This is a genomic window from Halorhabdus tiamatea SARL4B (assembly GCF_000470655.1).
Taxonomy (GTDB): domain Archaea; phylum Halobacteriota; class Halobacteria; order Halobacteriales; family Haloarculaceae; genus Halorhabdus; species Halorhabdus tiamatea.
Genome location: NC_021921.1, coordinates 1174688 through 1196035 on the forward strand (window position 1 = coordinate 1174688; position 21348 = coordinate 1196035).

Annotated in this window: 23 protein-coding genes and 1 tRNA gene; 13 read left to right on the forward strand and 11 right to left on the reverse strand. The window is 62.9% G+C overall.

Annotated elements, in window-relative coordinates:
* Positions 1–70 precede the first annotated feature (70 nt).
* Positions 71–190: an HVO_2523 family zinc finger protein gene (locus tag HTIA_RS17345; protein ID WP_008528425.1), complete on the forward strand. Its 120-nt coding sequence runs from the start codon at positions 71–73 to the stop codon at positions 188–190.
* 32 nt (positions 191–222) lie between these two features.
* On the opposite strand, the gene HTIA_RS05850 is transcribed toward HTIA_RS17345, so the two are convergent.
* Positions 223–903, reverse strand: coding sequence for a TVP38/TMEM64 family protein (locus tag HTIA_RS05850; RefSeq protein WP_008528426.1), 681 nt, complete (start codon positions 901–903; stop codon positions 223–225).
* 120 nt (positions 904–1023) lie between these two features.
* Between HTIA_RS05850 and HTIA_RS05855 the strand changes: the two genes are divergently transcribed.
* Positions 1024–1389, forward strand: a complete 366-nt coding sequence (locus tag HTIA_RS05855; RefSeq protein ID WP_008528427.1) for a DUF5830 family protein — start codon at positions 1024–1026, stop codon at positions 1387–1389.
* A 15-nt stretch (positions 1390–1404) separates the two neighbouring features.
* On the opposite strand, the gene HTIA_RS05860 is transcribed toward HTIA_RS05855, so the two are convergent.
* Positions 1405–2562: a DUF7115 domain-containing protein gene (locus HTIA_RS05860; RefSeq protein ID WP_008528428.1), complete on the reverse strand. Its 1158-nt coding sequence runs from the start codon at positions 2560–2562 to the stop codon at positions 1405–1407.
* 149 nt (positions 2563–2711) lie between these two features.
* Between HTIA_RS05860 and HTIA_RS05865 the strand changes: the two genes are divergently transcribed.
* Positions 2712–2847: transfer RNA gene (locus HTIA_RS05865), tRNA-Met, on the forward strand.
* Between the two features lie 320 nt (positions 2848–3167).
* Here the strand turns inward: HTIA_RS05865 and HTIA_RS05870 are convergent.
* On the reverse strand, positions 3168–3734 hold the full coding sequence (locus tag HTIA_RS05870) for a sugar O-acetyltransferase (RefSeq protein ID WP_008528429.1): 567 nt from the start codon (positions 3732–3734) through the stop codon (positions 3168–3170).
* A gap of 105 nt (positions 3735–3839) precedes the next feature.
* Positions 3840–4325 carry an Lrp/AsnC family transcriptional regulator gene (locus HTIA_RS05875; RefSeq protein WP_008528430.1) on the reverse strand — a complete coding sequence of 162 codons (486 nt, stop codon included), beginning with the start codon at positions 4323–4325 and terminating at the stop codon, positions 3840–3842.
* Between the two features lie 167 nt (positions 4326–4492).
* Here HTIA_RS05875 and HTIA_RS05880 point away from each other — a divergent pair, with 167 nt between their 5' ends.
* From HTIA_RS05880 to HTIA_RS05890, 3 genes are all read left to right on the forward strand, one after another.
* Positions 4493–5452: a DMT family transporter gene (locus HTIA_RS05880; protein ID WP_008528431.1), complete on the forward strand. Its 960-nt coding sequence runs from the start codon at positions 4493–4495 to the stop codon at positions 5450–5452.
* 105 nt (positions 5453–5557) lie between these two features.
* The gene (pspAB, locus tag HTIA_RS05885; protein ID WP_008528432.1) at positions 5558–6190 is read left to right on the forward strand and encodes a PspA-associated protein PspAB; all 633 of its coding nucleotides are present in this window, start codon (positions 5558–5560) and stop codon (positions 6188–6190) included.
* A gap of 158 nt (positions 6191–6348) precedes the next feature.
* Positions 6349–7773 (forward strand): IS4-like element ISHti4 family transposase, encoded by a 1425-nt coding sequence (locus tag HTIA_RS05890; RefSeq protein WP_020935938.1) that lies wholly within the window; start codon positions 6349–6351, stop codon positions 7771–7773.
* 248 nt (positions 7774–8021) lie between these two features.
* Here HTIA_RS05890 and tmk read toward each other — a convergent pair whose 3' ends face one another.
* On the reverse strand, positions 8022–8621 hold the full coding sequence (gene tmk / locus HTIA_RS05895; RefSeq protein ID WP_008525612.1) for a dTMP kinase: 600 nt from the start codon (positions 8619–8621) through the stop codon (positions 8022–8024).
* 120 nt (positions 8622–8741) lie between these two features.
* On the opposite strand from tmk, the gene HTIA_RS05900 reads away from it, so the two are divergent.
* From HTIA_RS05900 to HTIA_RS05925, 6 genes are all read left to right on the forward strand, one after another.
* Positions 8742–9617: a complex I NDUFA9 subunit family protein gene (locus tag HTIA_RS05900; RefSeq protein WP_008525610.1), complete on the forward strand. Its 876-nt coding sequence runs from the start codon at positions 8742–8744 to the stop codon at positions 9615–9617.
* A 110-nt stretch (positions 9618–9727) separates the two neighbouring features.
* Entirely contained in the window at positions 9728–10906 is a 1179-nt protein-coding gene (locus tag HTIA_RS05905; RefSeq protein ID WP_008525609.1) for a tubulin/FtsZ family protein, read from the forward strand.
* Positions 10884–11654 (forward strand): flagellar basal body-associated FliL family protein, encoded by a 771-nt coding sequence (locus HTIA_RS05910; RefSeq protein ID WP_021029631.1) that lies wholly within the window; start codon positions 10884–10886, stop codon positions 11652–11654. The genes HTIA_RS05905 and HTIA_RS05910 overlap by 23 nt, the downstream gene beginning before the upstream one ends.
* Complete coding sequence (cofC, locus tag HTIA_RS05915) at positions 11655–12263, forward strand: 2-phospho-L-lactate guanylyltransferase (protein WP_008525606.1); 609 nt, start codon at positions 11655–11657, stop codon at positions 12261–12263.
* A gap of 72 nt (positions 12264–12335) precedes the next feature.
* Positions 12336–13451, forward strand: a complete 1116-nt coding sequence (gene cofG, locus HTIA_RS05920) for a 7,8-didemethyl-8-hydroxy-5-deazariboflavin synthase subunit CofG (protein WP_021029630.1) — start codon at positions 12336–12338, stop codon at positions 13449–13451.
* A gap of 37 nt (positions 13452–13488) precedes the next feature.
* A complete protein-coding gene (locus HTIA_RS05925; protein WP_008525601.1) occupies positions 13489–13920 on the forward strand; it encodes a DUF7577 domain-containing protein in 432 nt (143 codons plus the stop codon).
* 40 nt (positions 13921–13960) lie between these two features.
* On the opposite strand, the gene cofH is transcribed toward HTIA_RS05925, so the two are convergent.
* Positions 13961–15316, reverse strand: a complete 1356-nt coding sequence (cofH, locus tag HTIA_RS05930; RefSeq protein WP_008525599.1) for a 7,8-didemethyl-8-hydroxy-5-deazariboflavin synthase subunit CofH — start codon at positions 15314–15316, stop codon at positions 13961–13963.
* A 139-nt stretch (positions 15317–15455) separates the two neighbouring features.
* On the opposite strand from cofH, the gene HTIA_RS05935 reads away from it, so the two are divergent.
* Positions 15456–17054: an MATE family efflux transporter gene (locus tag HTIA_RS05935; protein ID WP_008525596.1), complete on the forward strand. Its 1599-nt coding sequence runs from the start codon at positions 15456–15458 to the stop codon at positions 17052–17054.
* Positions 17055–17079: 25 nt separating this feature from the next.
* Here HTIA_RS05935 and HTIA_RS05940 read toward each other — a convergent pair whose 3' ends face one another.
* The 5 genes from HTIA_RS05940 to HTIA_RS05960 form a co-directional block, all read right to left on the reverse strand.
* Entirely contained in the window at positions 17080–17445 is a 366-nt protein-coding gene (locus HTIA_RS05940; protein ID WP_008525594.1) for a hypothetical protein, read from the reverse strand.
* A gap of 233 nt (positions 17446–17678) precedes the next feature.
* Entirely contained in the window at positions 17679–18548 is an 870-nt protein-coding gene (locus HTIA_RS05945; RefSeq protein ID WP_044950720.1) for a hemagglutinin repeat-containing protein, read from the reverse strand.
* Complete coding sequence (locus HTIA_RS05950) at positions 18545–19090, reverse strand: signal peptidase I (RefSeq protein ID WP_008525590.1); 546 nt, start codon at positions 19088–19090, stop codon at positions 18545–18547. The genes HTIA_RS05945 and HTIA_RS05950 overlap by 4 nt, the downstream gene beginning before the upstream one ends.
* Positions 19091–19149: 59 nt before the next feature.
* Positions 19150–19683: a TasA family protein gene (locus HTIA_RS05955; RefSeq protein WP_008525589.1), complete on the reverse strand. Its 534-nt coding sequence runs from the start codon at positions 19681–19683 to the stop codon at positions 19150–19152.
* 598 nt (positions 19684–20281) lie between these two features.
* Positions 20282–21316 carry a sodium:calcium antiporter gene (locus HTIA_RS05960; protein WP_008525588.1) on the reverse strand — a complete coding sequence of 345 codons (1035 nt, stop codon included), beginning with the start codon at positions 21314–21316 and terminating at the stop codon, positions 20282–20284.
* Between the last annotated feature and the right edge of the window lie 32 nt (positions 21317–21348).

Below are 21348 nucleotides of genomic sequence, written 5' to 3' on the forward strand. Positions count from 1 at the left end.
CGTTCTCTGCAGCGATCTGTCGATTTTCCGCCTTCCGAACTGTCAAGCAGCGCGCTCCCAACAACAGCACATGGACGAGACCGGCGGGCGACCCTGTCCACGCTGTGGTCGCCCGCTGTTCGAACGTCACTGCAAGTACGTCTGTCCCGCCCACGGCGTCGTCTACGACTGTGCGGACACCTTCTACTGACGAGAACCGGCCATCGGAGAGGACGGATCCGATCACTGCGAGCCGAAGGGATCGGGAAACGGCACGCGATCGTATTCGGCGAGATGACGAATCGCAGGACCGGCGAGGACGAGCACGCCGACCGCAGCTGCCCCGACGACCAGGGGGAGGCCACCGGCGCTGCCCTCGACGGCGAGCGTCCGCATCGAACTCCCGGCGACGACGCCCGCGAGCACCCAGGGGACCTGGCCCACGAGCGTCCCGGCGACGAACGATCGCGTCGAGACCGACGAGAGGCCGGCCCCATAGGAGATCGCGTCCGCCGGGAGCGGGAGAAGTCGAGCGGCCGCCACACCGCGGAACGCGCCGGTCGTCTCGACGACACGCCTGCCGCGTTCGTGTAATCGGCCGAAAATGCCCTGCTCGCGCGGGGCGTGTCGGGCGAGGAGGTACGCCGGCAGCGAGGTACAGACGGCTCCGATGAGGCCGACAGGAACGCCAAGCGGGACGCCGAGACCGTAGCCGACGAAGATCGAGACTGCAGATATCGGCCACAGCACCAGCGGTCGAACGGTGTAGACAGCGAGCACCACGGCAGCGAACGCGAGCGGCGACCCGACCGCCGTCTCGACGACCGAGCGCAGCGCGTCGGGCGAGCCAAAGACGGCGACTGCACCAGCGACGACGGCGACGCCAGCGATCGCGGCGAGTTGGCGTCTGACTGCCGGTTGCATTACCGAAAAACGGTGCGGGAGTCGACAAACCTCTTGTGGTCATAGGCTGCTCAACCAGCGCTGAGAATCCGTCGCCAACGGAGGCCAACGATTCTTGGCGGCGGAGCACGAACGAGCGGTGTGGACGAGACGACCGACCCGGTGGAACTCGGCGTGACACTGCTCGCCCATTGGGAGGACGCCGAACTGTCGATGGCCGAAGCGGTCGACCGGATCGAGACGGTCACGACCGACCCGCACGTGACCCGTGAGATTCTCGATACCGCCGAACGCCGCGGGATCATCGAGCGCGAGGATGGATTCGTCCGCCCCACGACCGGACAGTACGTCTCTTTCGAGAGTCAGGTCGTCACTCGCGAGGGCGAGTTCTCGTGTCGACGCTGTGGCGCGGAGCTCTCGACGGGCCATTTCATCCGATTCGAGGACGACCGCGAACTGGGGCCGTTCGGGTCGTCGTGCATCCGAAAAGTGACCGGCAGGGAGTGAGAGACAGTCGGGAAACTACTGGTCGCGAAGCTCACCGAGCAGCTGTTTGATCGCGTTGTGTTGCTTCTTGAGCAACTGGTTTTGCTGTTGGACGGCCGCAGACAGCTCCGAGACCTGTTCGCGAAGCGCTTCGACGTCGTCGGCAGTGGCTACGTCTGTGTCGGCTGCCGACGGATCGGCAGTCGTGCGATCGGATGGGGCGGTCGCTGTGGCTTCCGATTCCGTGGCGATTCGATCGTCGTGTGAGCGGGCCCCCTCACGTTGCTCACTCGTCGAAGGTTCGGCGGCAGATTCTCGTCGTTCACGACCGCCAGTAGCGGAACTGTCCTGGGGCTCCCAGTCCGCGGTTTCGTCTGTCTGAGAGCCGGCGGCAGGATTCGACGTCGCTTCTCGCTCGACCGTCGAGTCACCCCCACGTTCGCTCCCGCTTTCAGCCCGATCTGGCGAGTCGCGTTCGGTCCCAGAAACGAGCGGGTCGATGTCCGAGCCGAGCGTAAGATCGTCCACCTCGTCGTCGGCCGGAGCCTCCTCGTCGGTCGGTTCCACGACCTGTCGGAGTTCCGCCATCGTGGCCACGTCGTAGAACTCGAAGACGGCCTTCTTGATCGTCTCCTCGACGAGGCGAGCGTCGTCCCGCGGGGTCTTGATCCGCTGTGGGCGGCCGTCGATCGAGACGACGATCTCCGTCGCGACGCTACCCTCCTCGAAGTCCAGTCCGGTGAGATCGGCGTACTCGTACTGGGTGAAATCGTCGTCCCAGGCGGTCTCGCCGATGTGTCTGACGAGACGGTTCTCGGCAATGACGAGCGTGAGTTCGCTGAATCGGAACGCACCGACGACGGATTCGCCCTCGTCGAGGACGCCGTCGACGCCCAGGATCCCTTCGAGCAGGAGCGTCAGGACCTCCCGACCGTGGCTTGCCGGGACAGAAAACGAGCGCGTGCCGTCGACATACGTGAGCTTGAACGTCGTCTTGCGTCGGCCCTCCGAGAGCATCAACCGGTCGGCGTCGTGTGGATACTCCTCGATACGTTCGTCGCTCAGGATACCTTCAGACCGATAGACGAGCGTCCGCGAGGGCGTCGCACAGACGACTTCCTCGTCACCGATCGCGACCCCCGAGCGGATCTCTTCGCCCCCCAGTTCCTCGTGAACGAGGTCTGGAATCTCCATGTCCAAGGTGTACCGGTCCGGTATGATAAATCCGCGGGTGCGCCGCGTCGAGCACCCACTCGCGAGACCGGCACGATGCCGGGCAGGGCGTCGCCGGTCGATCGACAGATGAGAAGCTTAAAGAAGACCCTCACGCAATCTCGGGGTGAGCCCGGGTGGCTTAGCTGGACATAGCGCCGCACTCATAGGGTCTTTCCAATGTGTGCGCCATCGGCATGGCCACGGGGTTCGTCACCCCGGACCTGGGTCATGCGGAGATCGAGGGTTCGGAGCCCTCCCCGGGCACTTCTCAACGCGCCACTCACTCCGTTGAGTGGCAACTCCAGAGTGTGCCGGTGGAGGGCGGAGAGCCCTGAAAGGTCTCGCGCGAACGCCAGTGAGCGCGAGGGAGGGAAATATCTGATTTCCCGTCGTTCGGAGCCCTCCCCGGGCATTTCCAAAAAAAAAAAATACAACGCACAGAAGTGGTGACGCTGGAAAGCGCCAAATAGCAGGTCGGGGCCTGGACAGAGCCGGGCCGGCTACAGTGTTCCTCAGGATAACGAGTTTTGCCAACTATGAGACCGGAAGACAGCCATAAAAAGCCACCAGGAGCACGGAACAGACTACTTGTCCGTCTCGAGTTCTTTGACGACGGTCGCGGGGTTCCCCTGGACGACGACGTCGGCGGGAACGTCCTCGGTGACGACAGCACCGGAGGCGACGACAGCGTTGTCGCCGACCGTGACACCGGGATTGAGGACCGCCTGGCCGCCGATCCAGACGTTGTCGCCGATCGTCACGGGCTTGCCGTACTCCGGGCCCTTGATGCGCTCGTCCGCGTCGAGTGGGTGGGTCGCGGTGTAGATGTGGACGCCGGGACCAAGTTGGCAGTTCCGACCGATCTCCACCCGGCAGACGTCTAAGACGACACAGTCGAAGTTCGCGTAGAAGTTCTCGCCGACGTGGATGTTCTCGCCGTAATCACACCGGAACGGCGGCTCGATGTGACATTCGTCGCCGAGCGACCCGAGCAAGTCCTCCAGCACGTCCCGGCGTTTCCCGTGTTCGCCCGGTTCGGTTCGATTGTACCGCTGGGTCAATCGACGGGCACGCTCCCGGTCGGCGACGAGTTCGGGATCGGACGCGTCGTAGAGCTCCCCGTTCAGCATCTTCTCTCTTTCACTGTCCATGCGTTACCTGATTCGGCGAACCAGATATGTACACCGGACGCCCTGGCACGCGAGGGACGGACCGACCCATCGAACGACCAACGAGTCGACCGGAGCGATTTGGAGTCACTCCTCGACGAGTTCATCGAGGAGCGTGTTGAGTTCGTAGGCCTCTAGGGCCCGCTGGCTGTCCTTGAGTGTCGAGATCACGAACGTCGAGTTCGTCCGCTCGACCTCTTCGAGAGCCTCGAAGTCGCTGACGAGTCGTTCGACCATGTCCGAGTCGGTCAGGTGGGCGATGACGATGAAGTCAGTCTCGCCCATCGTGAGGTAGACCTGCGTGACCCCCTCGATCGCGCCGAACTTCTCGGCGACGTCGTCGTAGGTCCCGCTGTATTCGGCGAGCACTTCGACGATGACCGTCACGCCCAGACCGACCGCGTCCAGGTCGATGTCGTTGAGATCGTTCTCGATGACGCCGTCCTCCCGGAGGTTGTTGAGTCGGTAGTGGATCGTCGAGATCGGGATATCCGTCTCCTCGTGGAGGCGCTCGGGGCTGTCCGTCCCGAGGTCGGCGATCGCCTTGAGTATCCTGACGTCGCGCTCGTCCATGCGTGACACCCTCGGCGGTGACCGGTAAGTATGCTCCGCTCGCCGCTCTCGGCGTGATGACCGACGAGAGACAGAATTATCGAACTAGCGCCCACTGAAGATAGGATTATTGAATCAGATTTAGGTTATCGACAGATTGTTATAGCTACCTATGGAATAGTCGCGTGATGCGATCGAAAACGCTCGTGCTCTCGCTGCTCGTCGGCGTCCTCTGGGGGAGTTCGTTCCTCGCGATCGACGTCGGGCTGGCGTATTTCCCGCCGCTTCTGTTCGCCGGATTACGGTACGCGATCGTCGGCGTGGTCGTGCTCGCGGTCGCCGCGGTGATGGTACAGCGGTGGTATCCCCAGTCGCAGGCTGACGTGGGGACCGTTCTCATCGCCGGCGTGTTCATGATCGCCGGCCACCACGCTTTCCTCTATCTCGGCCTCGAAGAGGTCCCCTCGGCCGTCGCAGCCATCGTCGTGAGTCTCTCGCCGGCGCTGACGGCCGTCTTCGCAAGCGCGTTGCTACCCGACAGCGACCTCACTGGGCTGCAGGTCGTGGGACTGCTCGTCGGTCTCGGCGGCGTCGTCGTCATTTCCGACATCGGCGTGGGGACGGTCGCGGACGTGAACCTCTTCGGCGTTGGGCTGGTCGTCCTCGCCACGGTGAGTTTCGCCTTTGGTTCGGTCGCGACGCGACCCCTGCGGACGGACCTCTCGGCAGTCGCACTCCAGGGCTGGGCGATGGTCCTCGGCGCTGGATTGCTCGGTGTGACGGGGTACGCGACCGGCGAGTCCGCAGCCACCATCGTCTGGACGCCGCTGTCGATTGTCTCGCTGGCCTTCCTCGTCGTTGGGCCGGGCATCGTCGCGTTCTCGATCTACTTCAGCCTCCTCGATCGGGTCGGCCCGACCGAGAGCAACCTCATCGTCTACCTGGAACCGGTCGTCGCGACCGCGCTGGGCTGGGCGGTACTCGGCGAAGTGATCGACTCGACGACCGTGGCCGGCTTCGTCGCCATCTTCGTCGGGTTCCTGCTGGTGAAACACCGGTCGCTGTTGCCGTCGTGGGAGCGGCTCCTCGGTCGGGAGCCGAATGCCCATCCCGAAGCTGACGGGACGACGTTCAGCAGGTCGGACTGACTCTCGTGGGACCCGTCCCCGTCGCGTGCGACGGACGATGGCCCCGATACTGTCCCCAGCGATCATCAGCGCGACGACTAAGTGTGTACCGCGGAAACAACCGGTATGGGACTGCTTGAGGGCATCAAATCAGCGTTGGGGCTCAAAGCCGAGGCCGACGCGACTCGGGACGCCGACCCCGAGGACCTCTTCGGGATGAGCACCGCCTACGTCACGATGGAGGCCGATCTGAGCTACGAGCCGGCAGGCGAGGCGGCGCTGTGTTTCTCCGACGTCGACAGCACGGACTTCCAGGACGCGATCGCGGAAGTCCGCGAGATCCTGGCCGCCGGGGAGATCGAGACGGGGACCACCGCGGAGTTCGTCGAGGACGCCCACGGCTACACCTGGGTCGTCCTCGAGGACGACGACGTCGAGGATCTCGTCACGAGCGTCCACTTCGCCGCGGACACGCTCGTCGAGAACGGCTACGGCTCGCGACTGCTCGCGGCCGTCTTCGCCTTCCGCGATCCCGAGGCTGACACCGGCTGGGACGAGAGCGATCGCTTCGTCTACTGGGTCTACTCGTTCCGTCGCGGGTCGTACTACCCCTTCGCACCCAAGCCAGGCGAGCGCGAGCGCGACGCCACCGCGGAGTTCAAACTCCAGAGCGTGCTGGACGGTGAACTCGACCTCGAGGACGACGAGGCCTACTGGTACCCCCTCTGGCCCGAGGACGCGGGCCACCCCTGGGAGTGAGCAAACCCGACGGGGTTGGGATATTCGCCGAGGGAATGACTGAGCGGAGGGAACCGAAGCGACGGAAGTGGACCCGGCGAGAGTCAGCTACCCACCGCTGAAGCGCTGTCTCTTACCCACAAGTCCTAATCGAGGAGCTGACGAACCAAGACTGGTAGATGGGACGCCGCTCACGGAGTTGGAAGCCAGAACTCGATGAGGATGGACAGCTGTGTGACATGGATGTTTCCGGGTGGATTCGAGCGGAGTTTCGGTCAGCTGAGTTTGGAGACAAGCGCCTGACTGACCGATTGGTTCAACTTGGGGATGAACTCGGCAGCTCACCTGCCGAGTCCATCCCCGCTGCCTGCGGAGACTGGGCCTCCACAAAAGCTACATACCGATTTTGCGATAATGACAGTGTGGACCCCAACGAGGTTCTCTCTGCTCACAAGCAGCAACAGCAATCAAGAGTGAGTCGGTCAGACGAACTCTTGATTGTCTCCGATACCACCGAACTCGTGTTTCCGAGACATCCCTCCAAAGAGGGCCTCGGCGACATTGGCAATTCTGAAATGGATCTCGAAGGCGTCAAGCTACACTCCACGATCGGAATCAATCCACGCACCCATCGGATGACTGGAGTCATCGATCAGCAGGCGCTGATCGAGGACCAGCAGGCTGGTGAGAAGTACGATGCCAACGGCAAAGCAGAGCCGATTCAACTTGACAATGAGCATGAGAAGTGGAGCCGTGGCGACAGGCAAGCCAGAGACTGGCTTGCCGACGATATCCGCCCGCTGTTCATTCATGACCGAGGCGCAGATTCATTCGCGTTCTACGAAGAAGTCACCGGAGAGATGGAAAGTGCTGGCTTTATCGTCCGAGCGAATCAAAACCGGCGGATTTGGACTGATGATGGTGAACCTGAAAAACTCTTTGACTGGAGCAGCGACCTTGCCGAGCAAGGTCGCAAAACAATCGAGATTCAACAGGGAGGTGGGCGCGAAGCGAGAACGGTGGAGTTGTCGATAGCCACTGGAACGTGTGAGTTGCGCGCACCAAGGAATAATCCTGAGCAAGAGGGTTCAATCGAGGCGAATGTCGTGAGAGTCGACGAGGTCGGTGAAAATGACGACCCGATTCAGTGGGTGTTGCTCACCACTGAATCGGTCGAAGAGTTTGAAGAGACACTGACACTCATCGACTATTACGGCCTCCGCTGGCGAATTGAAGACTGGCATAAAGTGCTCAAGAGTGGCTGTAACATCGAAGAACGGCAACTGCAGACTTGGGAGCGGATGGAAGTTCTGTTGAGCATGTATTCAGTAATCGCGTGGAAAGTTCTGGAGTTACGAGAACTTGCCCGTGGTGATAGTTCAGTATCTCCGGCGGTCCTGCTGAGTGAGGCAGAGTGCACAATTCTGGAAACGAAATTTCCAGAATTGAGCGACCAAGATGGAAAATCATACGCAGTGAGCGTCGCTAAACTCGGCGGTTATCTTGATCGTGGTTCAGATCCGCCACCAGGGTGGGAGACGATGTGGAAAGGACTCCAGAAGCTACGCATGTGGGCTGAAGGATACGAACTCGGTGCTGAATGAGCGCGCTTCGCGGCTCATTCAGCGGAACCCGTCGAAATAACGAGTTCAACTGAGCTTTTCACGCGGCTTCATCGAGACCTCTCTAATCTTGGGCAGATACTGATAGAGATTTGATTGATTTCTTCTTCTCATGCCTGATCTGGTTGAACTTACGCTATAGTATCGAGTTATGGGTAAGAGACAGGGCTGAAGCCGTGGGCTTCCGCGCTGTTACCGCTGTGACCAGGCCGCTTGTCCGATCTAGCCGATCACTGCTCGTCCAGTAGCGTCTCGACTGCCTCCAAAACGTCCGCCCGCACCGCTTCAGCCGCTCGCGTCGCGTCGATCCGGACGAACCGCTCCGGGTCGTCGTCGATCAGTCGCTCGTAGTTCTCCCGGACGGCCCGGAGCTGTTCGATCCGTTCGAACTTGTTGGTCCCGCCGCTGCGCTCGGCCCCCGTCTCGGCGTCGACGTCGAGGTAGATCGTCGCGTCCGGCGGTCGCGTCCAGGGCTCGTGGATCTCCCGGACGAAAGCGAGAGGATCGTCCAGCCGATCGGCGAGCGTCGCGCCCTGGTAGGCGTAGCGGGAGTCCGAGTAGCGATCCGAGATAACGACCTCGCCGCGGTCGAGGGCTGGTTGGACCGTATTCGCGAGGTGAGCGGCGTGATCAGCCGTATAGAGGAACAACTCGGCGAGAGAGTCGGCGTCGTCTTCCTGGATCGAGCGCCGGACGGCCTCGCCGTACCACGACTCGGTCGGCTCCCGGGTGAAGGTGAACTCGGGGTCGAGGTCGGCGGCGTGTCCCTGCAGAAATTCCCAGGCGGAGGACTTCCCGCTGCCGTCGATCCCCTCGAGCGTGATGAGCATAGCGAGCGATCGAACGCGGGATACGTAAGCCCGCCGGCTCGTCGCGGCGGCAGTGACCGTCATCTCGCTCGGTTTGCCGGCCTCCGTGGGTTTAGAAGGCGTGAGCCCAAATACCGTGGTATGAACGTTCTTGTCACTGGCGGCGACGGCTTCGTCGGTCGACACCTCTGTCGCGAACTCGACGAGCGGGGCCACGACGTGGCGGCGCTCTCACGCGATCCCGACCCGACAGCACTGCCCGACGGCGTCGAGACAGTGGCGGGCGACGTCACGGACCGATCGTCGATCGACCCCGCCCTCGAGGGCGTCGACGTCCTCGTGAACCTGGTCGCACTCTCGCCGCTATTCATCCCGACGGGCGGCAACGAGATGCACGAACGTATCCACCTCGGCGGCACCGAGAACCTGGTCGCAGCCGCCGAGGACGAAGGCGTCGAGCGGTTCGTCCAGATGAGCGCGCTGGGGGCCGATCCCGACGGGTCGACCCACTACATCCGCGCGAAAGGGCGGGCCGAAGAGGTTGTCCGCGAGTCCGCCCTGGAGTGGGTGATCGTCCGCCCGTCGGTGATCTTCGGCGACGGCGGGGAGTTCGTCGGCTTCACGAAGAAGCTCACGCCGCCAGTGGTCGCACCGCTGCCGGGCGGCGGGAAGACGCGCTTCCAGCCGATCTGGGTCGAGGACCTCGCGCCGATGCTGGCCGACTGCGTCGAGGACGACGATCGAGCGGGCGAGGTCTACGAACTCGGCGGCCCGGAACAGCTCACGCTCAAACAGATCGCCAAGCTCGTTCGCGGCCGGGTCGCGGTCGTCCCCGTCCCGATGGCGCTGGCGGGCGTCGGGCTCTCGATCGGCGGCGCAGTTCCGGGCTTCCCGATGGGATCCGATCAGTACCGCTCACTGCGGTTCGACAACACGACTGCCGAGAACGACGTCACAGCCTTCGGGACCGAACCGGACGTCCTGCTCACACTCGAGGAGTATCTCCACGGGATCTGATTCGCCAATCGAAGCCCGGCGACGCATTCACGTGGCCCACTATCAGACGCGGGAACGGGGCAAAAAGCTTATACGCGCTTTCCGACTGTTTCGAGCCAAGAGATACACTTATGAAACTCGCCATGATCGGCTTCGGGCAGGCCGGCGGGAAGATCGTCGACAAGTTCCTGGAGTACGACGAACGGACGGGCAGCGGCATCGTCCGGTCGGCGGTCGCGGTCAACACCGCCAAGGCCGACCTGCTCGGCCTCGAGCGCGTCCCCGAGGAGAACCGTGTCCTGATCGGCCAGGCGCGGGTCAAGGGACACGGCGTCGGTGCGGACAACGAACTCGGCGCGGAGATCGCCGAGGAGGACATCGACGAGGTTCAGGGGGCCATCGACAACATCCCCGTCCACGAGGTCGACGCGTTCCTCATCATCGCCGGCCTCGGCGGCGGGACCGGGTCGGGCGGGTCGCCGGTCCTCGCCAAGCATCTGAAGCGGATCTACACCGAACCGGTCTACGGCCTGGGCATCCTGCCCGGCAGCGACGAGGGCGGCATCTACACGCTCAACGCCGCCCGGTCGTTCCAGACGTTCGTCCGGGAGGTCGACAACCTGCTGGTCTTCGACAACGACGCCTGGCGGAAAACAGGCGAGTCCATGGAGGCGGGCTACGAGGAGATCAACGACGAGATCGTCAAGCGCTTTGGCATCCTCTTCGGTGCGGGCGAGGTCGAACAGGGTGGCGAAGTCGCCGAGAGCGTCGTCGACTCCAGCGAGATCATCAACACGCTGGCGGGCGGCGGCGTCTCGACGGTCGGCTACGCGGCCGAAGAGGTCAACCTGGACGACGACGGGGGGCTCCTCTCGCGGTTCCGTGGCGACGACTCCACGAACTCGATGGAGTCGGCAAACACGACCAACCGGATCACCTCGCTGGTCCGGAAGGCCGCGCTGGGCCGGTTGACTCTGCCTTGCGAGATCGAAGGGTCCGAGCGCGCGCTGCTCGTGCTGTCGGGTCCCTCGAGGCATCTCAACCGGAAGGGCATCGAACGCGGGCGCAAGTGGCTCGAAGAGCAGACCGGGAGCATGGAGGTCCGGGGTGGGGACTACCCCGTCGCCGATTCGGGATACGTCGCCTCGGTCATCCTGCTCTCCGGCGTTCACAACGTCCCGCGGATCAAGGAACTCCAGCAGGTGGCCATCGAGGCCCAGGACAACATCGACGACATTCGAGACGAAAGCGAAGAGAACTTAGAGGCGTTAGTAGAAGATGACGAAGATGAGTTGGATCCGCTCTTCTAAGGGGATCACCCTACTGGCGGTGCTGGTGTTCGCGTTCGCCACAGTCGGCGTCGTTACGGCGGCGTCGGTCTCGGCGGACGCCCCAGCAGAGGCACAGGTCGGCGAGGAGATTACCGTCTCGGCTACCATCTCGGACGTCTACGAGACCTCCGAGGAGTGGACGCTCAACGGGACGACCGAACTGCAGAACGTGACCGGCTGGGAGGTCACGAAAGTCACGCCAAGCGGTGACGAGAACACGACCCGCTTTGGCGGCTCGACGACGTTCGACGTCCCGATCACCGGCGCGGAGAACCTCAAGTACGTCGAGGTCTCGATCACGGGGACAGTCCCACCGGTCGAGCAGTTCTCCTACGACCCACCACAGTCTTTCGTCGGGGCTGACTTCAACCGGGTTCAGGGCAACAACGAAAACGACATCGAGACGATCACCGTCCATCACTACACCGCAGACAGTAGCGACGCGCGGGCGCTGATCGACGAGGCAGACGCGGCTGTCAACGATACCAGCAGCGACGAGGCACAGAGCGACCTCTCCGGAGCGATCTCGTCGTTCGAGAACGGCAATTTCCCGAACGCGAAGAACCTCTCTGAGAGCGCGATCGACGCGGCCGAATCCGCCAAACAGTCCGCCCAGACGACCCGGCTGGTCCTGTACGGCGTCGGCGCGCTCGTCGTGATCGCACTGATCGGCGGCGGGATCTACTACTGGCGCTCCCAGCAGGACGACTACGACAAACTCCGGTAGATGCACGTCGTCGTTCCGTTCGACGGCCGCGAGCCGAAAACCCGTCTGTCTCCCGTTCTCGACATCGAGGAGCGCCGCGAGTTCGCACGCGCGATGCTCGAAGATGTCGCGAGCACGATCGAATCCGTCGGGTTCGAACCGACGATTCTCGCGACGAGCGACGTCGACTGCGAGTGGCCCGTCGTCGTCGACGAGCGAACGCTGGACGCGGCCGTGAACGACCGGCTGGCCGAGATTGACGGACCGGTAGCGATCGTCATGGCCGACCTCGCGCTCGCGACGCCCGACGCACTGGGTCGACTGTTCGCGGCCGGCGGCGATGTCGTGCTCGCGCCTGGACGGGGCGGGGGAACCAACGCAATCGTCGCTCGCCACCCCGACTTCCGGGTCGATTATCACGACGCCTCGATCACGGACCACCGGGAAATCGCCCATGATATTGGGGCGGAAATGGCCGAGGTCGACTCTTTCCGGCTGGCAAGCGACGTCGACGACCCGGCCGACCTCGCGGAGGTCCTGCTCCACGGCGAGGGACGGGCGGCCGCGTGGCTTCGCGAACACGGGTTCGAGCTTGCGAGCGAGGCGGGCCGCGTGAGCATCGAGCGGTAGTCTCAGAGGAACGTCCGGGGACACGCTGCCGTCGACAGAACGTTTTTGGCTGCCGTGTTCCGAACTCCGAACGTGATTCCCGGGGCCGAGGCATACGACGTCGACGTCACGATCGATCCCGCCGAGCGCGAGCGACTGCTGTCGGTCGGCCCCGAAGACGTGGCCGGCCCAGGCGAGGACGGCGGGCCGGCGGCACTTACCTTCGCCCGGAACGTCTTCGTCCCGCTGACGACCGCCTGCCGGTACACCTGCACGTACTGCACCTACTACGATCCGCCGGGCCAGGCCTCGTTGCTCTCGCCCGAGGAAGTCCGTGAGATCTGTCGAGAAGGAGCTGACGCCGGCTGTACGGAAGCACTCTTTACCTTCGGCGACGATCCCGACGACCGCTACGACGCAATCCACGACCAACTCGCCGAGTGGGGCCACGACTCGATTCACTCCTATCTCCGGGAGGCCTGCGAGATTGCCCTCGACGAGGGGTTGCTCCCGCACGCGAACCCGGGTGATCAGACCCGCGAGCAGATGGCCCAGGTCGCCGACGTCAACGCCAGCATGGGCGTGATGCTCGAGACGACAGCCGACGTCGACGCCCACGCGGGCTCGCGCCGAAAGGAGCCGGGCCAGCGACTCGCGACCATCCGGACCGCGGGCGAACTCGGCGTCCCCTTCACGACCGGGATGCTGGTCGGCATCGGCGAGGACTGGACGGATCGCGCCGAGAGCATCCTGGCGATCGCCGAGCTGCACGAACGGTACGGCCACGTCCAGGAGGTGATCGTCCAGCCCGTCTCGCCGAACGAGCGCTGGGACCGCGAGCCGCCGAGCCTGGAGACGATGGGCCGGACGGTCGCGATGGCACGGGCCGGATTGCCCGAGGCGATCAGCGTCCAGGTCCCGCCGAACCTGGCCCGGACGCGCGAGCTCCTCGACTGTGGGGTCGACGACCTCGGGGGTGTCTCGCCGGTCACCGACGACCACGTCAACCCGGACTACGCCTGGCCGGCCCTCGAGGAACTCCGGGCGATCGCCGACAGTGCGGGCGTCCCACTGCGCGAGCGGTTGCCCGTCTACGACCGCTACGTCGACGAGGCGTGGCTCGGCGACCCGATTCTCGACGCGATCCGGGCCGAGGACGCGGCCGGCGAGCGATACCGGGCGGTACTCGAGTCGACCGGCCAGTTCTGACGGTACTTTGATACGCTCCCGGCCCGTCAACACAGGTATGCGCGAGTCACTTCGATCGGCGCTCGCCTGGCAGGCGCTCGCGCTCGTCTGTTACTTCGCCGGCGTCACCCTCTTCGTCCTCGGGGCTGTCGGGCCGTTTCTCGCCCCGCCGGAGCGGTCGCTCGCGAACCTGACGACCGTCGACCTCCTGCTCGTCGTCGCCAGCCTCGTGCTGTTCGCTACCGGCGGCACGGCAAGCGCAAAGAGCGGGTGGCGAAACTCGTTGCCCGCTGGCTCGCCGTGGGGAACCCAGCCCGAGCGATCGAGCCGCGGGGAACCCAGCTACGGGGCCGATCGCGAAGCCGACCGCGAGCCACCCACGGCGTACGAAGACGGCGAACTGTACGTTCGATGTCCGGAATGTGGCGCGAAAAACGAGACGACCTACTCGTATTGCGGGGAGTGTTCGAGCGAGTTACCACGGCTGTGAGACGTAGTTTCGTCCGATCGCCCAAACCGAAGCGGCGCAGTCACTCGATCAGTGGTGTCCCATCGGCCTGTGGCCCGAGTCGCGGGCCCGGCGGATCGCCGCGGATCGGTTCCCGCTGTCGGTAATCGGTCGACCGTTCGACGGGGATCCGGCCGATCGACCGAACGAGTTCGTCGTAGTCCGCGAACGAGCGGTACTGGCCGAACTCCCCGCCTGCACGGGCCGTGATCTCCTCGGAGAGGATGGTCCCCATGAAGTCGTCCGCGCCACAGGATAACAGCTTCAGCCCGAACTCGTCGCCGTACTTGACCCACGACGACTGAATGTGCTCGACGTTGTCGAGGAACAGCCGCGAGACGGCGATCATGAGCTCGTCCTCGGATTGCGAGGGACCGCTCTCGACCATCCCGTTCTCGGCGAGGGGCGTGTTCGGGTGGACGAAAGAGAGCGGCACGAACTCCGTGATCGCGCCCGTCCGGTCCTGAAGATCGCGGACCCGTTTCAGGTGTCGCGCCCGGTGGGCCTCGTTCTCGACGTGGCCGTACATGATCGTCGAGGTGACGTCGAGGCCCACGTCGGCAGCGGCTTCCATCGCTTCGAGCCAGCCATCCGTGTCGATCTTGGCCGGACAGATCACGTCCCGGACTTCCTCGACGAGGATCTCCGCGGCGGTGCCCGGCACGCTGTCGAGGCCGGCGTCGGCGAGTCGACGATAGACCTCGCGGTAGTCCCAGTCGGTTCCCCGCCGGGCGTGGGCGGCCTCCTCGGGCGTCATCGAGTGAACGTGGACGCCGTCGACGGACATCGCCTCGATCTGTTCGGCGTACGTGCCGGGATCGGTGGTGTAGGCCTCCGGCGAGCGGTAATTCAGTGCGCCTCTGTCCTCGGGACCGACAGCCTCCAGGATCTCGCGGTGCTCGTCGTCGAGGGCCAAGGCGGGGTGCAATCCCGAGACGGAGGTCACCTCGTAGATACCGCGTTCGACGGCGTCTGCGACGATCTCACGGGACTCGGCGGGCGTCTTGGTGAATCCCGGGTGATCGTCGGGGCGGTCGGCCCGGAACTGCTCGGCGCTGTCCTTGAAGTTACAGAACAGACACCCGGTGTCACACGCGGTCGTGACGTTGTTGTTGAGGTTGGCGACGACGGTGACTTCCTCGCCGACGACCGCGGCCCGGCGGCGATCGGCGGCCTCGAGGACGGCCTCCTTGCGCTCGCGGTCGATCCCGCCGCGGTCCGAACCCGTCGTCAGTAACTCGATCGCGTCCTCGACGGTCAGGCGTTCGCCTGCGCGGGCTTTCGCGAGTGCGTTCTCGAAGGACTGCTCGCTCGCGGGCCGATACTCGAAGTCGAAGTGCTCCCGGGGGACGTTCGTCCCCGCGTCGAACGCAGCCATCCCTCGATAGGTCGGGATCGAGCGTCATAACGTCAGGGGTCGCGTCGAAGCGCGCCGGCGTCGAAACGGGCAGACCGTCAAGCGGATCTGTTGACCCCGAACACAACGTTGATTCGACGGACCCCCCTCTGGGTGCCCAGTGAACGACCGCTCTCCCGACGACGAGTCGGACCCGTCTGCGGACGACCGACTCGAGTCCCCACCCACGACGTCTCCCCCTCCAGACCCCGACGGAGACCAGACGGAGGACGACCCAGCCGGCGACGACGGGTCGGCGAACTCCATCACCGAAGGGAGTCTCATCCGGCCGCTGATCGGACTCGCGTGGCCGATCGTCGTCATCCAGCTGTTGCAGGTCACCTACAACATCGCCGACACGCTGTGGCTCGGCCGGCTGTCGGCCGACGCCGTCGGCGCGATCAGCCTCGCCTTCCCGCTGATCTTCCTGTTGATCGCCGTCGCCGGCGGCTTTACGACCGCTGGAGCTATTCTCGTTGCCCAGTACACCGGCGCGAAAGGCGACCGGTCGGCTGGCCTCGTGACCGGCCAGACGGTCAGCTTTGTCGGACTGCTGTCGGTCGTGATCGGGGTCGTCGGGTACTTCTACACCCGTCCTGCGCTCGAACTCCTGCCGAGCGACCCGGAGACGTCGGCGTCGGTCATCCCGCTTGCGGCCGACTACATGGAAGTCATCTTCATGGGGATCCCGCTGATGTTCGGCTTTTTCATCTTCTCGGCGCTCATGCGGGGCTACGGCGACACGCGGACCCCGATGTTCGTGATGGTCGTATCCGTGGCGTTGAACGTCTTCGCCGACCCCTTCTTCATCTTCGGGTTCGCCGACAATCCGCTGTTTTCGTGGCTCGGCCTCGGTGGGCTGGAAGCCACCCTGCACGCGGCGACCGGCTTCACTGGGCTCGGTATCGAAGGTGCGGCGCTGGCGACGATCCTCTCGCGTGGGGTCGGGACCGCGATCGGCCTCTGGCTGTTGTTCGGGACGGGAATCGGCCCCGCCGTCACGTTCGAGCACCTGCGGCCCGACTTCGAGGTCATCGAGGATATCGTTCGACTGGGGACCCCGAGCATGGTCGAGCAATCGACCAGCGCGCTGGCGATGATCACACTGACGGCCATGATCGTCACGTTCACGCCGCCGGTCGTGGCGGCCTACGGCCTGGGCAATCGCCTCATCTCGCTGGTCTTTCTGCCGGCGATGGGGTTGGGCCGGGCGATCGACACGATGGTCGGCCAGAATCTGGGGGCCGATCGGGCCGATCGGGCCTCGCGGGCGACCTGGCTGGCCGCCGGGACCGGCGCGGGCGTGATGGCGGTCGTGGCTGTCATCGCGGTGGTGTTCACCGAACCCATCGTCGCCGTGTTCATGGGCGACGTGCCCGATGCCGCCGCGACCATCGCTAACGGGGTCGAATACGTCCGGATCCGGTCGGTCGAGTTCGCCTTCATCGGCGTGACGCAGGTTATCCTCGGAGCTTTCCGGGGGGCCGGAAACACCCGCACGGCGATGGTCATCTCGATTCTGACGCTGTGGATCGGCCGGGTCGGGAGCGTCTACGTCCTCGTGTTCGCTCTCGGGTGGGGCGCGACCGGCGTCTGGGTCGGGATGGCGCTCGGCAACATCGTCGGTGCAGTCATCGGCGTCGCGTGGTTCCTCCGGGGCACCTGGACGGAGCGATACATCGACGAACCCGCCGTCGACGCCGAGGAGACAATCTCGTGAGTCACGAACGTCGATCCGTTTACGTTCAGGAAAACAGCAGTCCGAGATTGATCCCGGTGATGACGGTGCCGACGATCGCCAGGAGAATCGGCGGGCCGTAAAACAGCAAGTAATCGTCTTCGAGGCGACCGGCCCAGATGCTGATCCCGAGACAGGCATACAGCACGAGCAACTTCATCGCCAGGAAGCCGCCGCCACCGAAGAGATCGATCGCGAGGTTGACGATCGGGTTCGCCTCGACGTGGACCCGGCTGAAATAGGCGATCGTAATCGTCGTGACGATGTCGCCGACGCCGTAGGTCGCCAGCGCGAGCAACCACACGTTCCGGAAGGAGTCCTCTTCGAAGGGCGAGCCTTCGAGGTGGAGCCAGTCAGGGCGGGCCGTTGCCATCGATCAACATAAGCACCCCAACCGACAAATATCACATCCCCCGGTTATCAAATCCGATGTTGGAGGGTGAGGCGAACAGGGCAATTGTCATCACTCGTAGAGTAGCTACGAACTGGCAATGTTCGTCATGAGCGCTCAATATCGGTGAGAAGAGCAAAGATGTCCTGCGGGGACTTGGATACTGGTTTTCGAACAGAGATGGGGAGAATAGACGCTACATCTGCTGATGGTATTTAGCCACATCGGACGGTGTTTCCGTCGGAGTGTTCAACACATCCCTTCGTTGGAGTCCCGGACAATGTTATGTCTGGTTCGTAGATCAGTCTATCATCAGAATCTCGAATGTCAGTGTTATCGACGAACAATGTCCCAGTTTTCGTCGTAAGATTGGCCGTGATCATGCCACCTTGTTTGGTTTTGAGTGTGGCAGAAGCAAGGCTCATGTCGCCATTTGATTCGAATTCAATATTGCCTGTTGGGCCTTCGACAGTGGCCGAGTCGAGCAAAAGATCCCCATCAGTGGCTGACAGAATCACATTGCCGTTCTTGGATTTGATGTCCGATCGTTGAGCGGAGATCTGATCGGCCGATAAGTCGATCGCGTCATTTGCATCGATCGTTGTATCGGCGATGTTGAGCGTTTCGTTGGCGATAACGGTGACAGCACTGTTCTTCGATTTGACCTTCGAACCCGTGACTGTGACGTCACCCTGTGTGGCGGTAAGACTGACAGGGCCAGTACCCGATTCTATCGTAACTTTCGAATTGATATCCCCTGCAGTTATTGAAACGCCGTCATTCTTCGCTTTGACTTTACCCATACCATCAGGAATAACGAGGTTCGCAGATGGATCATTAAATTCGTAGAGTTGTTCTTCAGAGTATGTTGACTCATCCGAATCGTAGAATCCATCCCCATCTTTGTCGTCCCACGCGTCCCCTCCTGGAGGAGACCCGTCGAACGTGTCCGCTGCCTGGATCGACCCGCTGCCGGTCGCTGAATCGCTGAACATCCCGTAGGTCGTCGCGCCGGCACTGAATCCGACACCGGCGACGAACACGCCCGCGATCACGGCAACGGCGAGAAGTCGGCGCGAACTCACGACGTCTCCCCCTCCTCCGACTCCGTTACGTCCGTGTACAGCGACCACATTTCCGAGACGACCAACAGAGTCGCTGGCACGACGACGAGGGTGACGAGTCCCGTCGTCGATCCCGCAAAGGCGATCAGATAGCCGATCAACGGGACGTGAAACTGCACGACGCCGACGACGTTCGAAGCTGCGACGAGTTGCTCGTCGGGGTTGTCGTTCGCATCGCCCTTGGTACGGAACTGCAGTTGGTCATCAGCCGTTTCGATATCGACGACGCGGTGTGTGACCCGGGTTGTACTCCCAGCATTCTCAGATTCTACGTAGGTGATCACGTCCTCTCGTTCGATGCGATCCGCGGGGACGTCACTGACGAGAACGACGGCTCCGGCGTCGATACTAGGCGACATACTGTCAGAACGGACGACGAAACTGTGGTCAGCACCCGCGAGTTGTGGGACTGTCGTGACGAGTACCGCGCCCAAAACGAACAGGAAAACGAGGACTACTGCGATGGTTCCGAGTCGTCTCCAGTCGAAGTCTGTCGGATTCATTACGTCGGGAGATTACCGAGCTGTCGAACGATCACGCGGATTCCAAGAGACGGTCCGCGTTACGTCTGTTGGGTGGCGTTGAACGTCACCGTGATACCGACACTATCGCCCTGGTAGTCGTTGCCAGTATCTTCCCCGAGAGTAAAGTTAGCATTTACCGTGATCGTGTCGCCCCCGCCGAGCGTTGCAACGTTTTCGTAGGTGCCAGTAAGGTCGGCAAGGGTTCCACCCGAGAAGGAGCCAATGTCTGTTCCACCTGCGTTGAGTTCAGCGGTGTTGACGTCTAACTGCTGGGAGAAATTAGAATTGTCGTCGACCGATACGTCAACAGTCAGGTTAGCGGCGACGCCCGCCTCGTACGTCGTGCTGATCGACTGCATGCCTGTACTTTCCGTGGGATAGAGGCCAGTAACGGAGAAATTGCTACTAACGGGATCCAGAGTCAAATCGCCTGCCTGGATACTGTTATCGGATGTCGTCTCGTCGCTGAACAGTGCGAACGTCCCCACACCGGCCGCTGCCGCCGCGAGTCCGATGACTAGTATGCTTGCCAGTACGCGCCGTCTCGTGAGCTTGATATCGAAGTCAATCATGGGTGAAACCCTGGTTCTCGCCTTCGAAGAGGCGTTTCTATGTAAGTGAACACACTACACCCACTTAAATCACCGTACGTCTATTCTTCGTGTGAAAAACCAAACGAACATTTGATAACTGGAGCGATAGTATTGAATATGCCAGTAATTGCATAAAAAACAGATCGTATCGATATCAATCCGGCTGAAATCGTGAAAGACCCATATGCACAGTCGTGATAATCGAGCGTTAGAAGCCGTCTATATCCACATTTCGGCCGTTTAAGCCATCCTTTCGAATAGACGAACAGTATCACCTGTGATATCAGAGGTTTCAGCCCCGAAAGCGGTGGTTTTCATCGATGTGGCTGTCAGCCATCACGAAGACTCCACCGATATATTCGCCACAAAGACAATACAGGCCGACAGAGCGGTCGTTGAGGACTTGACGCCCAGGTATCGAGATTGAAACAGTCACTATCGACGGCAGGAAGATCGTAACTGAACGCAGCCGACAGGTATTCACTCCACACGTTCCGTCGGCGAGACGTCGTCCCGCTTGGGAGAACTGCTGGATCGATTCATGGGAATGGAAGAACGAAGCCGAACGTCTCGCCGATCACGCGTTGGGCAGCAGATCAACGAGTACCCCGAGCGTCTCGAGGATCACCCAGCCCACGAAAGCCCCGTAGATCACGAGCAGTCCGAACGCTTCCCGATCCGAGAGTCGGAGGTCCGTCCGGAGGACTGTAAAGAGCGCGATTGTCGCCGCCGTCAGCACGCCGAACATCGGGACGGCCATCGCAAAGTCGACCGTCTCGGCACCCACGATGAGGACGCCGACGGGGATTGCTACCAGCAAGTCGAACGTGTTCGAGCCGAGGACGTTCGCCAACGACGTGACGCCGCGCTGTTCGCGGGCTGCCCGGACGCTAACGAGTGCGTCCGGCGCACTGGTCGCTGCCGCGATGATCGTCACGCCGAGAAGGAACGCGGGGACACCGAAGGCTTCGCCAAGGGCGGACACCGACTCGACGAGGAAGTGGACCGCGACGACGATCACGAGCAGCCCAGCTGCGAGCAAGCCCCACTGTCGACCCGGCTCGATGTCGTTTTCCGCCGCCGGAGGGACGGTGCTCGCCCGGTGGTCGGCGGTATCCTGGTACTGGATGAAGACGTAGAGCCCGTAGAGGCCAAAGGGGAGGAGTGCGAGCGGGCGGGTGATCGTCCCCTCCAGACTGACGCCTCCGACGGGATAGTAGATGACACCCAGTGCGAAGGTGATCAACAGGACCGAGACCGCGAGCATGTAGAACTGGGCTTCCTTGTAGACGAGGGTGCGGTTGGACTCGAGTGGCTCGTCGGTCAGGAGGCTGGCGAGAGCGGGGATGACGAGGACGTTGAAGATCGCCGAGCCGACGATCCCGCCGACGCCGAGCGCGAGCGAGCCGGCCAATCCCGCGATCACGACGGTCGCGAGTTCGGGCATGCTCGAGCCGACGGCCGCGATCACGGCCCCCTGAACGACCTGCGGAAGGCCGTAGTGGGTTGCCAGTCGGTCGCTGGCCCCTTCGAGCCAGCCACTACCGAGCCAGATTGCGCCTGACGCGAGGGCGATAATCGCGACGTCGAACACGTGGGCAGTCGTGGTCATATGGGGGAGTGGCAGTCAGAAACTCCACAGGT

What these genes read in the sequence shown, in the direction of transcription:
- HTIA_RS17345 (WP_008528425.1), top strand. Translation starts at nt 71, where the DNA reads ATGGACGAGACCGGCGGGCGACCCTGTCCACGCTGTGGTCGCCCGCTG.
- HTIA_RS05850 (WP_008528426.1), bottom strand. Translation starts at nt 903, where the DNA reads ATGCAACCGGCAGTCAGACGCCAACTCGCCGCGATCGCTGGCGTCGCC.
- HTIA_RS05860 (WP_008528428.1), bottom strand. Translation starts at nt 2,562, where the DNA reads ATGGAGATTCCAGACCTCGTTCACGAGGAACTGGGGGGCGAAGAGATC.
- HTIA_RS05870 (WP_008528429.1), bottom strand. Translation starts at nt 3,734, where the DNA reads ATGGACAGTGAAAGAGAGAAGATGCTGAACGGGGAGCTCTACGACGCG.
- HTIA_RS05875 (WP_008528430.1), bottom strand. Translation starts at nt 4,325, where the DNA reads ATGGACGAGCGCGACGTCAGGATACTCAAGGCGATCGCCGACCTCGGG.
- HTIA_RS05880 (WP_008528431.1), top strand. Translation starts at nt 4,493, where the DNA reads ATGCGATCGAAAACGCTCGTGCTCTCGCTGCTCGTCGGCGTCCTCTGG.
- pspAB (WP_008528432.1), top strand. Translation starts at nt 5,558, where the DNA reads ATGGGACTGCTTGAGGGCATCAAATCAGCGTTGGGGCTCAAAGCCGAG.
- HTIA_RS05890 (WP_020935938.1), top strand. Translation starts at nt 6,349, where the DNA reads ATGGGACGCCGCTCACGGAGTTGGAAGCCAGAACTCGATGAGGATGGA.
- tmk (WP_008525612.1), bottom strand. Translation starts at nt 8,621, where the DNA reads ATGCTCATCACGCTCGAGGGGATCGACGGCAGCGGGAAGTCCTCCGCC.
- HTIA_RS05900 (WP_008525610.1), top strand. Translation starts at nt 8,742, where the DNA reads ATGAACGTTCTTGTCACTGGCGGCGACGGCTTCGTCGGTCGACACCTC.
- HTIA_RS05905 (WP_008525609.1), top strand. Translation starts at nt 9,728, where the DNA reads ATGAAACTCGCCATGATCGGCTTCGGGCAGGCCGGCGGGAAGATCGTC.
- HTIA_RS05910 (WP_021029631.1), top strand. Translation starts at nt 10,884, where the DNA reads ATGAGTTGGATCCGCTCTTCTAAGGGGATCACCCTACTGGCGGTGCTG.
- cofC (WP_008525606.1), top strand. Translation starts at nt 11,655, where the DNA reads ATGCACGTCGTCGTTCCGTTCGACGGCCGCGAGCCGAAAACCCGTCTG.
- HTIA_RS05925 (WP_008525601.1), top strand. Translation starts at nt 13,489, where the DNA reads ATGCGCGAGTCACTTCGATCGGCGCTCGCCTGGCAGGCGCTCGCGCTC.
- cofH (WP_008525599.1), bottom strand. Translation starts at nt 15,316, where the DNA reads ATGGCTGCGTTCGACGCGGGGACGAACGTCCCCCGGGAGCACTTCGAC.
- HTIA_RS05940 (WP_008525594.1), bottom strand. Translation starts at nt 17,445, where the DNA reads ATGGCAACGGCCCGCCCTGACTGGCTCCACCTCGAAGGCTCGCCCTTC.
- HTIA_RS05950 (WP_008525590.1), bottom strand. Translation starts at nt 19,090, where the DNA reads ATGAATCCGACAGACTTCGACTGGAGACGACTCGGAACCATCGCAGTA.
- HTIA_RS05955 (WP_008525589.1), bottom strand. Translation starts at nt 19,683, where the DNA reads ATGATTGACTTCGATATCAAGCTCACGAGACGGCGCGTACTGGCAAGC.
- HTIA_RS05960 (WP_008525588.1), bottom strand. Translation starts at nt 21,316, where the DNA reads ATGACCACGACTGCCCACGTGTTCGACGTCGCGATTATCGCCCTCGCG.